The organism is Caballeronia sp. LjRoot29 (assembly GCF_964252755.1).
In the GTDB taxonomy this organism is placed as follows: Bacteria; Pseudomonadota; Gammaproteobacteria; order Burkholderiales; family Burkholderiaceae; genus Caballeronia.
The window spans coordinates 202695-217067 of the sequence record NZ_CAXUPU020000005.1 but is presented as its reverse complement, the minus strand read 5'-3'; the positions used below and the strand labels follow the sequence as shown (position 1 = coordinate 217067).

Annotated in this window: 10 protein-coding genes; 5 read left to right on the top strand and 5 right to left on the bottom strand. The window is 59.8% G+C overall.

Translation table 11 applies throughout. From position 1 onward, the window contains the following. Positions 1-133: 133 nt before the first annotated feature. Positions 134-1036: a LysR family transcriptional regulator gene (locus ACSQ83_RS08440; RefSeq protein ID WP_436227815.1), complete on the bottom strand. Its 903-nt coding sequence runs from the start codon at positions 1034-1036 to the stop codon at positions 134-136. Between the two features lie 429 nt (positions 1037-1465). Here ACSQ83_RS08440 and ACSQ83_RS08435 point away from each other — a divergent pair, with 429 nt between their 5' ends. Continuing rightward, positions 1466-2551 carry an IS630 family transposase gene (locus ACSQ83_RS08435; protein WP_436227814.1) on the top strand — a complete coding sequence of 362 codons (1086 nt, stop codon included), beginning with the start codon at positions 1466-1468 and terminating at the stop codon, positions 2549-2551. A 167-nt stretch (positions 2552-2718) separates the two neighbouring features. Here the strand turns inward: ACSQ83_RS08435 and ACSQ83_RS08430 are convergent, their stop codons facing one another. Then, the gene (locus ACSQ83_RS08430) at positions 2719-3099 is read right to left on the bottom strand and encodes a hypothetical protein (RefSeq protein ID WP_436227813.1); all 381 of its coding nucleotides are present in this window, start codon (positions 3097-3099) and stop codon (positions 2719-2721) included. Between the two features lie 638 nt (positions 3100-3737). Here ACSQ83_RS08430 and ACSQ83_RS08425 point away from each other — a divergent pair. Beyond that, complete coding sequence (locus ACSQ83_RS08425; protein ID WP_436227812.1) at positions 3738-6299, top strand: DEAD/DEAH box helicase; 2562 nt, start codon at positions 3738-3740, stop codon at positions 6297-6299. A gap of 837 nt (positions 6300-7136) precedes the next feature. Here ACSQ83_RS08425 and gyrB read toward each other — a convergent pair. The 3 genes from gyrB to dnaA all read right to left on the bottom strand — a co-directional run bounded on the left by gyrB (position 7137) and on the right by dnaA (position 12825). Continuing rightward, on the bottom strand, positions 7137-9608 hold the full coding sequence (gene gyrB / locus ACSQ83_RS08420) for a DNA topoisomerase (ATP-hydrolyzing) subunit B (protein WP_414947710.1): 2472 nt from the start codon (positions 9606-9608) through the stop codon (positions 7137-7139). Positions 9609-9777: 169 nt separating this feature from the next. Next, positions 9778-10881, bottom strand: coding sequence for a DNA polymerase III subunit beta (gene dnaN / locus ACSQ83_RS08415; protein WP_436227811.1), 1104 nt, complete (start codon positions 10879-10881; stop codon positions 9778-9780). 342 nt (positions 10882-11223) lie between these two features. Continuing rightward, entirely contained in the window at positions 11224-12825 is a 1602-nt protein-coding gene (gene dnaA, locus ACSQ83_RS08410; protein ID WP_436227810.1) for a chromosomal replication initiator protein DnaA, read from the bottom strand. Between the two features lie 417 nt (positions 12826-13242). Here dnaA and rpmH point away from each other — a divergent pair, with 417 nt between their 5' ends. The 3 genes from rpmH (at position 13243) to yidD (ending at position 14371) form a co-directional block, all read left to right on the top strand. Continuing rightward, positions 13243-13377 (top strand): 50S ribosomal protein L34, encoded by a 135-nt coding sequence (gene rpmH, locus ACSQ83_RS08405; RefSeq protein ID WP_006998755.1) that lies wholly within the window; start codon positions 13243-13245, stop codon positions 13375-13377. Positions 13378-13430: 53 nt separating this feature from the next. Next, entirely contained in the window at positions 13431-13922 is a 492-nt protein-coding gene (gene rnpA / locus ACSQ83_RS08400) for a ribonuclease P protein component (protein ID WP_436227809.1), read from the top strand. A 68-nt stretch (positions 13923-13990) separates the two neighbouring features. Beyond that, positions 13991-14371 (top strand): membrane protein insertion efficiency factor YidD, encoded by a 381-nt coding sequence (gene yidD / locus ACSQ83_RS08395; RefSeq protein ID WP_414947713.1) that lies wholly within the window; start codon positions 13991-13993, stop codon positions 14369-14371. The last annotated feature ends 2 nt before the right edge of the window (positions 14372-14373 follow it).

Here is a 14373-nt window from a genome sequence, read left to right as displayed (position 1 = left end):
ACCGTGAGGGTGCCGTGATTCGGGTGAGTCCGGAAGACTGGTTTCGCGATGCACACCGTCGCCACTTGCGACGGCTGGAGAGCGTTGCTGTAGAAGGGGAGCTTGTCGCCGAAGGGAAAACCCCTAAGGGCTTTTAGGGGCGTGGACGCGACGCCATCAGATGTTCGATGAGACGGGTCGCTGGTAAAGTAAGCGCCGCTCGGTCGCGCACGCAGATCACGAAGCGGCGTTCGGCCCACGGTTCGTCGAGCGGGATGACAGCGAGGTTGTACTGCTCGCAAGCGACCTTGCCGACCGCTTCGCGCGGCAATATTGCAACCGCGAGCCCGGCCTGGACGAATCGATACGCGGCATCGAAAGTCGATACGAAGGTCCGGTAGCGCAACTGACGCCCGCGCTCCAGCGCGATGCGCTCCATCAGCGCATTCACTGACGCGTTCAAGGCAAGGCCGAGGTGATCGAAGTCGAGGGTCCGCTCGAATGCGATCGATGCCTCTGTTGCCAGCGGATGACCGGCGGGCACGACCAGAGCGAGATGGTCCGACCGGTAGGTGGTCACGTCAAGCTCACCCGTCGACACGAAATCGCGGCAGATGCCGATATCGGCAACTCCCTCTTCCAATCCACGCACGATATCTACGCTAACCCGTTCCTCGACATCCACTCGGATATCCGGATTTAGGTTGAGGAACAGAGAAAGCGCTTCAGGAAGAAATTCGACCATTGAAGAGATGTTCGCCAGCACGCGTACGTGGCCCCGCGTGCCCGCGCCGAACTCGCTCAACTCGGCCTGAAGGCGCTCATGGCCGCGCATGATGAGTCGAGCGTGCTTGAGCAATGCGACGCCCGCGGGAGTGGCGCGCACACCGCGCTGACTGCGCGCGAGCAAGGGCAAGCCAACAAGCGTTTCGAGGTCGGCGACCCTCCGGCTGACAGCCGAGGGCGCGATGAATTCACGCTCCGCGGCGCGCGCGATCGATCCCTCTTCGCATATAGCGATGAAAAGCCGCAGGCTGACCTGATCGATTTGCCACATGGAGGTTTGCCTCGTCGGTTTCGAGCAAATTTACCACGATGATCGTAACGTCCCCAGCTTGTCGATCAGGAGAAGTGAACGCGCAATAGTGAATCGTCCAATCGCTGCCCTGTCCTTTGCGTTGCGAGACGGCCCGATTAACCGCAGACTTTTTATTTCGATATTTCTTCACTGCGGCGATCAACTTGCGGGCGTACCCTCGTCCTTGCGATTTACGACATTGCCGCGACGCTTTGAACGACCGCTTTCGGAGATTGCGAAATGTCGCGTTCGGGTCGTTATGCGCCGACCACGTCAGGCGGTACCCGGCCACTTTCCGCCGTCCGCGCACGTCGCTGCGCGGAGATTCGAACGTCGCTAGTGTAGTGCGTCACAAATAATGCAACTTAATCGCGATTTACGAGTCTCCTTGATACGGAGGGAGAACTCATGCGAATCGCGGCGAAAGTTGAGCTAAGTGAAGCACAGCGCAAACAGTTAAAGACGTGGGCTACTGGCCGGACGATTCCGGTTCGACTGGCTGAGCGCGCCAAGATGATTTTGCTCGCAGCGCAGGGCAAGACAGACAAAGAGATCGGTGCGGACCTGGCTATCTGGCGAGGCACAGTAGCACGCTGGCGCGCTCGCTTTATAGCTGACGGTGTGACGGGAATCGAGCGGGATGAGACGCGACCCGGGCGCAAGCCGCAAATCTCCGCGCGAAAGGTCAGGAGCGTTGTGGCACTGACGACGCAGCAGCGTCCGGATAATGCGACGCATTGGAGCACACGCAGCATGGCAGCGGTGGCCGGCATAAGCGAGGCGAGCGTGCGACGCATCTGGCATGCGCATGGCCTCAAGCCGCATCGGTTAGAGAGCTTCAAGGTATCGAATGACAAGCACTTCGCCGAGAAACTCGAAGACATCGTCGGGCTGTATCTCGATCCCCCGGAGCATGCCTTGGTCCTGTCCTGCGATGAGAAATGCCAGATCCAGGCGCTTGACCGGACCCAACCGGGCTTGCCGCTCAAGCGGGGTCGCGCTCAAACGATGACGCACGATTACAAGCGCAATGGTGTGACGACGCTGTTTGCCGCGATGAACACGCTCGATGGCAGTGTCATTGGTCAGTGTCAGACAAAACATCGTCACCAGGAGTGGCTGAGCTTCTTGCGTACGATTAACCGCAACACACCCAAGGACAAGGAGCTGCATTTGATCGTTGACAACTATGCAACCCATAAGCACCTCGAAGTACAGGCGTGGCTTGCCAAGCATCCGCGATTCCACATGCATTTCACGCCCACCAGTGCCTCTTGGCTCAACATGGTCGAACGCTTCTTTCGTGACTTATCAGTGAACCAGTTGCGACGCGCGGCGTTCCGCTCGGTACCCGAATTGGTTGGCACGATCGAACAGTACTTGCAGAAGCACAATCATCATCCGAAACCATTCATCTGGACAGCAAAAGCCTCCGACATCCTCGCGAAAGTCACGCGTGCCAGGGCCAAACTGAATAAGATGCAATCTGTTTGACGCAGACCACTAGCATCTTCATCTACGGAAGTTCCGTGCTGGTCGACAGCCGGCGTCGAGCGGCGTTGGTTATTCGTCTCTGTCGGCCAGTTGCGGACGTTGGCCCACGCTTTCACTCGGACGTTCGAACGTCGGCTCCGCCCGGACAACGGACCTTCGTGCGCGAATCATGTCAGTCGCGTTGTCGGCCGAGGAGCGTACGGTCGCGCGGTGAACTCATCAGGTGATGCGAACGTCCGCTTCAGCGCAGCGCGCCCCACAGCGAGCCCCAGCAGCACGGCGTAGGCTTGCCGGAGGTCCTGATTGCTAAAGCCACGTGCGACGAAGACGAACATCACCAACCCATGCAGAAGGACCTGGACCTTCGGGTCGGCAAAGCGCGGTGCCGCAGCACGCTGCCCGTCAACATTGCGCGGACGCTGCAGGTCCTGGAACGCGGCTTCGCCCAATGCGTAGTCGTGGCTGATCTGCTCGATCTCGAGCATGCGCCGATTGGCGGCAAAGCCGATGCTGCGCAACTCGGGCAAGTTGCGCAGCAGTCGTGCCACGATGAAGTCGCGGGTGTCGTTGATGGTGGTCTCGATACGGAGCGCCCGGCCCTCCTCGTGGTACTGACTTCCCGATGCTTGCCACGAAAGTCACGGTCCCGGGCGCCACTGTCGCCGCCGAGGCAAAGCGCTGACCGAGATGGCCGCGCAGGTATCACACCACGCCACCTACACGCTGCAACTGCTGCACGCACACGCCCAGGTACATCCGGTCGCTGCGCCGCTCTAGAGCACGACGTGGTCCCCTAGAACATCGCACACACTCTGTGATAGCGTCATGTCTGGCTCCGGTAGTCCACGGGGTGTTCAGACCCCCATTGAGCTTCGAGCTCGTACATTCCTGGGCTTGTCCCAGCTGGCTCGATCGGAGCTGCCCCTGCACCTCGAGCGTCACGCAGTCATCAATACCACTCGTGGCTCTGAGGCGTAGCCTCGTTAGATCCTCTATGGACAGGATGCTTTGGCGGTGCGGCGTTAGCGCATGGCAAGTCCAGGACCGACACCGCTGAGCGACAACGGCCAAGCTTGCGTATTTGCACTCATGCAGTGTGGTGACAGTGGCGGGAACTTGCGGCCTAGCGCGGTGGACGGAACGGATAGTCCGGATCAAAGGTGATGCGTGGAAGCAGAAGGACAAGGTGCTCGAAGAGTTGCGCACGAAGAAATATGCCGGGCCGGAGTCGACGAGGCTGGTATCTATCAACCATGATTACGCGGAAGTAATGAAAAGCAAGCGCAATGTTGCAAAGACGGCTAAAGCCCCGAAGCTTTCTCGTACCCAAGCCCCGGATCACATGACTACCGCCGATTGGCAGCGCGCCTTGCGGCGGCAATTTGGGCGCGAGCAGGTGTTCGGGCTGGAGAATCTCGGGACGGAGCCGTTTTTCTCCGAGTTTCGCGTCGGCAATCCGGAGTCGAAATCCAATTATCGTGTGGCGATCCGCGGGACACAGCCGGGCGAGAACTTCTGCGCCTGTCCCGACTATGCGACCAACGAATTGGGTACCTGCAAGCATATCGAATTCACGCTGGCCAGACTGGCAAAAAAACGCGGTGCGAAGGCGGCTTTTGCCCGCGGCTACCAGCCTGCGTTTTCGGAACTGTATCTGCGAAACGGCGGTGAGCGAACGATCCATTTTCGCGCCGGTACAGATTGTCCGGCGAAGGTGGCGAAGGCCGCCGCGGTGTTGTTCGACGTATCTCATGATTGGCGGATACCGGAGGTTCGTTTCGACGAACTGGGACGTTTTCTCGCCGACGCGGCGAAGACAGGTCACGAATTGCGCGCTTACGACGACGCGCTCAATTTCGTCGCCGGCCGGAGCGATGCGTCGCGTCGCGCCACGGCGCTGGACGACATGTTCCCGCGTGGCGCTGCCGATCCTCTGCTGAAGAAGCTACTCAAGGTGCCGCTTTATCCCTATCAGGCCGAAGGCGCGTTGTTTGCAGTGCGCGCTGGGCGTGCTTTGATCGGCGACGAAATGGGCTTGGGCAAGACCATTCAGGCGATTGCGGCAGTGGAGATTCTAGCGCGTCATTTCGGGGTGTCGAAGGTACTCGTGGTCTGCCCGACTTCGCTCAAATATCAGTGGCAAAGCGAAATTCTTCGCTTCTCCGGCCGCGCGTCGCGAGTCGTCGCTGGAAGCCTCGTCCAGAGGCAGAACGAATACGCGGAGGAAGATTTCTGCAAGATCACCAACTACGAGAAGCTGAAATCCGACCTTGACCTGATCTCCGCATGGGCACCGGAACTTGTGATCGTGGACGAAGCGCAGCGCATCAAGAACTGGAACACCATCGCGGCGAAAGCACTCAAGCGCATCGACAGTCCTTATGCCGTTGTGCTGACGGGCACACCACTGGAAAACAAGCTGGAAGAACTCGTTTCCATCGTCCAGTTCGTCGACCAGCATCGCCTCGGACCCACCTGGAAGCTGCTGCATGAGCATCAGGTCAAGGACGAATCCGGACGTGTGACGGGTTACACCAGACTTGAGAAGATCGGCCAGACCCTGGCGCCGATCATGATCCGCCGGCGCAAGTCCGAGGTGCTGCTTCAGTTGCCGAACCGTACCGACCAGGACCTGCTGGTACCGATGACCGAGATGCAGATGGCCCATCACACGGAAAACGCGGACGTCGTGGCCAAAATTGTCCAGCGCTGGCGCAAAACGAAGTTTCTGTCGGACCAGGACCAGCGACGACTCACCTGCGCCATGCAGAACATGCGCATGTCGTGCAACAGCACCTATCTTCTGGACCAGGAAACCGACCATGGCGTCAAGGCTGACGAGTTGGCGGCGTTGTTTGAGGGTCTCTTCGTCCAGCCGGAAGCGAAAGCGGTGGTGTTCAGCCAATGGACGCGGACTCATGAAATCGTCATTCGCCGGCTCAAGAAACTCGGCATCGGTTATGTTAGCTTCCACGGCGGCGTGCCTTCGGAAAGGAGGCCTGCGCTGGTAGAGCGTTTCCGCAACGATCCGGACTGCCGCGTCTTCCTGTCGACGGACGCGGGCAGCACGGGGCTCAACCTGCAACATGCCTCGACGCTCGTGAACATGGATCTGCCGTGGAATCCGGCGGTGCTTGAACAGCGTATCGCGCGTATCCACCGCATGGGGCAGCGGAAGCCCGTACACATCGTCAACTACGTTTCCAAGGGAACGATCGAGGAGGGCATGCTGTCGGTGCTGTCGTTTAAGCGCTCCCTGTCGGCGGGCATCCTCGACGGCGGCGCAGGCGAGATTTCGCTCGGGGGCTCACGTCTCAACCGCTTCATGAAGGACGTGGAAAACGTCACAGGCCGCATGGGAAAGGGCGAGGCAATGGCCCCTATGGAAGAGGCGGTCAATGTCGCTGCTGCATCCGACGAATTGAGGGAAAACGCGGCAACTGTGGAAACGAACGGCGATGCCGGGACCCGACCAAAAGCCTCCGTCATCAAAACAGCGCCACGAGACGGGAGTGCCGAGCCCTGGTCCGGGCTGTTGCAGTTCGGCGTGGAACTGGTATCAGCGCTGAGCGCGTCGGACGATGGGGCTACCGCCACCCACCCGTGGGTCGAACGCGACCCAGCCACAGGCGCACGCAGCCTCAAGTTGCCCCTACCACCACCGGACACGGTAAGACGGCTTGCTGATGCACTCGCGGCGATTTCGGACGCTTTGCTTCGCAAGGGTATCGAAGAGGGAAGCAGCTGAGGGCGTCAGATGGAAGGTTTCCTCTTACGGTTGACGACCTACCTGAGCATGCCCAGAAACACGAGTGGCGATTGTTGACGGTAAGATCGACGGTCAAAGGAGATCAGGGTTTTCAAATCCCTTTTGCAGCAATGGGTTGTATGCTCAGAAACTCAGAAACAGTTTAGTGGGGGTAGGGGTCGTAGTCTATCGCTGACCATCGAAGGCTTGGTCCGGTGGGGTTCCAGTAGCCTGGAATGTGCGCCGCTGGTACCAGAAATCCTCGCCAGAGCGAAGCTCAAACTTGACAGCGAGTCCTTCTTGTTGAGGCGGCATGAAGTCCTGGAGGATGCGCGTCGTAAATGGCCGGGACCGGCGGTAGCGGTTGGCGTGAAGGAAAAGGCTCAATGGTGGGCGATCGCGATCGTTGCATAGCGGCCAAGATGCGAAGGCCACTTGCCGCTCAACACTTTCGCGGACGTTCCCGTCACGGTGCTGGTCGGCCGCCGCCCGCGATTCGCGACCGTCCGGAGCGGCCGATGACTTGACGGGAAGCACGCGTGCACGAATGACCGCTGGACCTCAGAAGCCGCCGTTCACGTCGCGCTGGCTCCAACGGCCGGAGAGGGTCGGCTACGGTCAACCGTGTCGGCCATATCTGACTTTGGAAGAGCTGTCAGCGCCGTGTGGCAGGCTGCTCCCGCCTACGGCCCCCGACCCTCGCTGCCGCCCACTGCAATTCAACGTTCCGCCTGAGTCCGGGCAGTCTCACGATTTCTGTTTTTCCAGTCTCACCAAAAGGGCCCCAGTCTCACTAATTCCGTTTCCCTGCAACTCTGGCGACGACGACAGCCACCATCAAACATCGATATTCCCCGCCCGCAACGCGTTCGATTCAATAAACGCGCGACGCGGTTCAACGTCATCACCCATGAGCGTCGTGAAGATGCCATCGGCTGCAATCGCATCCTCAATCTGAACCCGCAACAAACGGCGCACGGTCGGGTCCATCGTCGTTTCCCACAACTGCGACGGGTTCATCTCGCCCAGGCCTTTATACCGCTGCTTGGTCACGTTACGCTCGGCATCCGCGATCAACCACTTCATCGCGCTCTTGAAGTCGGTCACCGCCATTGAACGCTCGCCGCGCTTGATCACGGCACCCGGCCCGATCAAACCCTTGAACGTATTTGCGGTCGTCTGCAATTGCTTGTAATCCGCGGTCAACTGGAAGTCTTCATCGATTACCGACGTCTTTACATTCCCGTGATGCCGGCGATTGATATGCAACGACCGAACCTCGCGCACCGTGTCGTAAGCCGGCTCAACCGACACTTCCGGCTTCAACGGATCGGCCCTCAAGGCGGCCTGCAAAGCGGCAGCCGAAGCCACGGTGGATTCTTGCGTCGACAGATCCAGCTCGATGCCATCCATCACCGCGCCAAGCGCATTGACGTCGTAGAACCGGCTGAGACGATCCACGACCGCTTGTGCGAGCAGATAAGCGCGCGCCAACTCACCTAAAGCGTCGCCGGTAATCGGCGTGGCGCCTTCAGCCGCAGTCAGCTCCGAACCCTGCAGTGCCAGCTTCAACATATGCTGATTCAGTTCGTGCGTGTCCTTCAGATACCGTTCGTCCTTGCCCGCCTTGATCTTGTAAAGCGGCGGTTGCGCGATATAGATAAACCCGCGCTCCACAATCTCCGGCATTTGCCGATAAAAGAACGTCAGCAGCAGCGTACGAATGTGCGCACCGTCCACGTCCGCATCGGTCATGATGATGATGCGGTGATAGCGCAGCTTCTCGAGGTTGTAATCGTCCTTGCCAAGCCCGGTTCCGAGCGCCGTGACCAGCGTGACGATCTGCTCCGATGAAATGAGCTTGTCGAAACGCGCGCGTTCCACGTTCAGCACCTTGCCGCGCAGCGGCAAAATAGCCTGGAACTTCCGGTCACGCCCTTGCTTCGCCGATCCGCCTGCCGAGTCACCCTCCACGATATAAATCTCGGACTTCGCCGGATCCTTCTCCTGACAATCGGCCAGCTTGCCCGGCAAACCAACGCCGTCCAGCACGCCTTTACGCCGCGTCATTTCGCGCGCTTTACGTGCGGCGTCGCGCGCCCGCGCGGCATCGATAATCTTGTTCGTGATGATCTTCGCGTCGATAGGCGTCTCCTGCAGGAACTCCTCCAGCGCCTTCGCGACCACGTCTTCCACCGGCGCGCGCACTTCCGACGACACCAGCTTGTCCTTCGTCTGCGAGCTGAATTTCGGCTCCGGCACCTTCACGGACAACACGCACGACAAGCCTTCGCGCATGTCGTCGCCGCTCGTCTCGATCTTCGCTTTCTTCGCGATATCGTGGTCGGTGATGTACTTGTTCAGCACCCGCGTCATGGCCGCTCGCAAGCCGGTCAAGTGCGTGCCGCCGTCCCGCTGCGGAATGTTGTTCGTGAAGCACAGCACGCTTTCGTTGTAGCTGTCGTTCCACTGCATGGCCACTTCGACCGTGACGTTGTCCTTCTCGCCAATCGCGTGGAACACGTTCGGATGCAGCACTTGCTTCGCTTTGTTGATGTATTCCACAAAGCCCTTCACGCCGCCGATAAACGCGAAATCGTCTTCCTTGCCATCACGCTGGTCGGTCAGGCGAATCCGCACGCCGTTATTCAGGAACGACAGTTCGCGCATACGCTTGGCGAGGATGTCGTAGTGAAACTCCACGTTGCCGAAGATGGTCACGTCGGGCATGAAATGCACTTCGGTGCCGCGATTTTCCGTGTCGCCTACAACTGGCATGGGCGAGTACGTAATGCCGTCTTCCGTCACGAGTTCGCGGTTCTGCACCACGCCCTGGCGGAATTCCATGAAGTGTTTCTTGCCGTCGCGGCGCACGGTGAGGCGCAGCCATTCGGACAGGCCGTTCACGCACGACACGCCCACGCCGTGCAAACCGCCCGACACTTTGTAGCTGTTCTGGTCGAACTTGCCGCCCGCGTGCAGCTCGGTCATCACGATCTCGGCGGCGCTGCGCTTCGGATCGTGCTTGTCGTCGAGCTTCAGACCGGTCGGCACGCCGCGGCCGTTATCGGTCACGGAGATGGAGTTGTCCGCGTGAATGGTGACGTGGATGTCGTTGCAATGGCCGGCGAGCGCTTCGTCGATGGAGTTGTCCAGCACTTCGAAAACGAGGTGGTGCAGACCCGTGCCATCCGACGTATCGCCGATATACATACCCGGCCTCTTGCGGACCGCCTCCAGACCCTCGAGGATCTGAATGGAGGATGCGCCATAAGCGTTGTCGGGTTGCGAAATTGGGTTTTCAGTCATGGGTTTTTTTCCGGTTCTGCGTCACTACGGGGTCGTTACTGGGTCACTGCGCGGTCACTAAGCGGTCACTGCGGGGTTGCTGCGCGGTCGCTGCATGAGACTTTTCGAAACACCTTAAAAATGCCAAAGGGGCAATGCGCCCCTTGGAAAGTTTTTAGTTTTGGCCGCGTCAGATGCGCATTGGCATCACCACATATTTGAACTCGTCGTTCTCGGGGATCGTGATCAAGGCGCTTGAGCTAGCGTCGCCGAGACTCACTTGCAGCATGTCGATCTTCAGGTTCGCGAGCACGTCGAGCAGATACGTGACGTTGAAGCCGATGTCCACGCTGTCGCCCTGATACGCGATTTCCAGCTCTTCTTGCGCTTCTTCCTGGTCGGCGTTGGTCGACATGATCTTCAACTGGCCCGGCTCGATCAGGCAACGCACGCCCTTGAACTTGTCCGACGTCAAAATGGCAGCCCGCTGCAGCGAACGCTGCAATTCTTCGCGGCCGATCAGGAACGTGTTCTTGTGCGACTTCGGGATCACGCGCTGAAAGTCGGGGAATTTGCCTTCCACGAGCTTCGACACGAGTTCGACCTGGCCAAACGTGAACTTCACCTGGCTTGCTGCAATGTGGATCACCAGCAAGTCGTCAATGTCCTCAAGCAGGCGCTGCAATTCGAGGATAGTCTTGCGCGGGATGATCACTTCCTGGCGCGGGAACGATCCCTCGATTTTCATCGACGAAAACGCGAGCCGGTGACCGTCCGTTGCAACTGCCATCAGCTGGTCGCCGTCGACCACCAGCAGCATGCCGTTCAGGTAATAGCGGATGTCCTGCTGCGCCATGGCGAAGTGGACCATGCCGAGCAATTGCCGGAAGGTCTTTTGCGGAACCGACAGGCTCGCACCGAACTCTGTCGCCTGGTTAACGGTCGGGAACTCATCGGCAGCAAGCGTCTGAAGCGCAAAGCGGCTTTTGCCGGAGCGCACGGTCAGCTTCTTGTCGGTGAGATCGAGCGACACTTCTCCCGGCGGCATGGCGCGCAGGATGTCGAGCAGCTTGCGCGCGGCTACGGTGGTGGCGACCTGATCGCTGCCGGTGCCGAAATCGGCACGCGTGGTGATCTGAAGTTCTAGATCGGTCGAGAGGAACGACACGTCGGCGCCAGTCTTGGTAATCAGCAAATTGGCGAGGATCGGCAACGTATGACGGCGTTCGACGATTCCGCTCACGGTTTGCAGCGGCCTTAGGAGATTATCTCGTTCGGTCTTGACCAGTTGCATAGAGTTCCTTCGTTGATGTGACGGCCGTCCGCCGCGTGTGTCCCCCGCTTTTGCCACCGCTTTTTAAGAAGCGTTGCCACCGCATGGATGACCTTCGGACGGTCTCGTGTCACGCGCTTGCAGCGATTGCCACCCGCACGTGCCAGGCTTGCGCCAAAACGCCGCCCAGCGCCGCTGGACGGTCAAACCCGTATTGTGCCTCAAAACCTGACCGCTCCCTGAAAATGGGGGCAATTTCGTCAATAAACAGGCCCGTTTTTTGACGCTTTTTGTGGCGCTTTTGGGCGCAGGCGGCAAACGGCCGGGCGCACCCTGATCAGCAGCCGCTACAGCACGGAAAGCTCAACCTTTCAGCGTTTGCTCGAGCACGTGCAGTTCGTGGTTCAACTGGGCGTCCGTGCCCCGTTCCGCCGAAATTTTCCGCACGGCGTGCAGCACCGTGGTGTGGTCGCGCCCGCCGAACAGCTCGCCGATCTCCGGCAAGCTCTTCTGCGTGAGTTCCTTTGCCAGATACATCGCGATCTGACGCGGCCGCGCGATGTTCGCGGGCCGCTTCTTGGAATACATGTCGGCGACCTTGATGTTGTAGAAGTCCGCCGCCGTCTTCTGGATGTTTTCCACCGATATCTGCCGGTTCTGCACCGTCAGCAGGTCTTTCAGCGCTTCCTTCGTCAACTCGATCGAAATCTCGCGGCCGTGGAATCGCGAAAAAGCCAGGATCTTGCGCAACGCGCCTTCCAGTTCACGCACGTTCGAGCGCAAATGCTTCGCGACAAAAAACGCCACGTCCTCGGACAAACTCACGCCTTCCGATTGCGCCTTGCGCATCAGGATAGCCACGCGCATTTCAAGCTCCGGCGGCTCGATCGCGACCGTCAGGCCGGAGTCGAAGCGGGAAATCAGCCGGTCATCGATACCCGAAATCTCCTTCGGATACGTATCGCTCGTGATGATCACCTGTGCCTTGTTCGCCACTAGCGCCTCGAACGCGTAGAAAAACTCTTCCTGCGTCCGCGATTTACCCGAGAAGAATTGAATATCGTCGATCAATAGCAGGTCGAGCGAATGGTAATAACGCTTGAAATCGTCGAAAGCCTTGCGTTGATAGGCCTTGACCACGTCCGACACGTATTGCTCCGCGTGGATGTAGCGAATGCGCGCGCCGGCCTTGTCCTGCAACAGCTGGTTGCCGATTGCGTGAATCAGGTGGGTCTTGCCCAGGCCCACGCCGCCGTACAGGAACAACGGGTTGTACGAGATGCCGGGGTTATCGGCGACCTGGATCGCGGCTGCCCGGGCGAGCTGATTCGCCTTGCCGGTCACGAAGTTATCGAACGTTAGAACCGGATTGAGCTTCGAGCGCTCGTAAGCCGAATCGTTTTCCCCATTCGACGATGCCGTGCCGCCTGGGCGCCATGTCCGGCGCGCGACGGCAGCTTCGTTGGCATCGAGGCTCGGCAGGTCGAGATCGCCGTTATCGGCCTGATCGTTATGTTGCAAGGATCGCGCGTGCTGCGCGGCTTCTGCCGCGAGCGCGTTGATGTGGGCGCTCGCGTTCGCGTGGCCGCCGTTGCTTCTCTCAGCGGGCTGAGGCACGGGACGCTGCACAGGCGGGGAAACGGGCGCGACGCCGGTAACGGATGAAGCAGGCGACGCCGACGACGCGGGCAGGCCGCCCATCGCCTTGCGCGCGGTCGCTTTTGGGTCCAGAACAAACTGGATATCGACGGGGACGTGCCAGAATTCCCGGGCCATATCGGCGATACGGCCGGAAAACTGACTTTTCACCCAGTCGAGCTTGAACCGATTGGGCGCGGCGATGCGCAGCGTGCTCGCATCGGCATCGAAGTCGACCAGGGCCAGCGGTTTGATCCATGTGACGTACTGCTGCGGCGTGAGTTCGCGCTCCAGCAATGCGGAACAGTGTTGCCAAAAATCGTTCATCGAATGCAGTCGTTAGGGTTTACCGCAGGTCCTGCCGCCGCCCTCGCCGCCACTTGGCGACAAGGCCCGGTGCGCGCGGGCAAGCGTGCCCCAAAGCCTTGTCCACCATGCTTTTGCAGGCGGTACAGCGGACCGGGACAACGTGCGGTTACGTCGGATTGAGCGGAGATTCTAACGCCAAATGCAACCGCGGCGCGAGTTATCCACAGGGACGGACCATGCGGCCTATTGAATCGCCAAGCCTGTGGACTTCTTCGAAAACCGCTCGCCATGCCCCATAACCTATTGACGGTCAATAGGAAAACGGTTTAAATAGCGGGTTCCGCAAAACCCGAATTCTTGTACCACCGGCCGGTACGTCGCCTTTTTGTCGCTTACGTATGGCCGGCGGTCCGTTTTTACCCAAGTGAGACCAACATGAAACGCACTTACCAACCTTCCGTCACCCGCCGCAAGCGTACCCATGGCTTTCGCGTCCGTATGAAGACGGCCGGCGGCCGCAAGGTGATCAACGCACGTCGCGCGAAGGGCCGCAAGCGCCTGGCTGTATAAGGTCGCTGTTGACGGCGCGCCCCGGCACTCGCCCAGATGTGTGCGACGGCCAGGTGCGCAGCACGACCAGCTCCGGACAGGAAACCAGTCAGTTGCGAGCGAGTGCCGCGTTCCCCAAGGCCGCAAGGCTGCTGAAAACGGATGAATACTCATCCGTTTTTCGTTTGCGCCCTTGGCGCCGGTCTCCGCATTTTGTCTTGTATGGCAAGCCGACCGGCAACGAGGCGCGACTGGGTCTGGTTATCGGCAAGAAGTTCGCGCCGCGTGCGGTGACGCGTAACCTGATCAAGCGGTTGGCGCGCGAGGCGTTCCGGCTTCGGCGTGCAGAGCTTGGCGGCTGGGATATCCTGCTGCGGCTGCATGCGAAAATTGACCGCAAGGCCATGCCGAGCGCGAAATCGCCGCCGCTGCGCATGTTATTTCGCGAAGAGATCGACGGCCTGCTTGACCGTGCAGTGCGCGAAGCAGCACGGCGTACTGAAGGTGTAAGCGAGCAGGGAGCGTCGCCCATCGTCAAGGACCCACCCGCGCCTGCGGGCTCATGAGCCGCTTCAGGCGTACACCGGCTTGGTCCGGCGTCGACCCGAGCGCGAATTCTATGCAGACGGCACGAATGGCAGAAACGGCGTTGATCGCCTTATTACGCTTCTACAAGGTTGCAGTGAGCCCCATGCTCGGCAACCGGTGCCGCTTTTACCCATCGTGTTCTGACTACGCGCGCGAAGCAATCCAGTATCATGGCGCCGCGCGTGGCTCATTCCTCGCAGCAAAACGTCTGTGCCGCTGCCATCCGTTTTCGGCTGGCGGCATCGATCTGGTCCCCGTGCCTCCGTCCGCCGCCGGCTGCGTTCAGCAGGATGGCGCGTCAGCGGCCGACCCAGTCGACGACTCTGCCCCGAGCTCATCGGATGTGCCGAATCCTTCGCCGGATCCGGCACATTCAGTAAGTTCAAACCACCACGGCGCCAATAACGCGCTCTTCGATCGACACTGAGA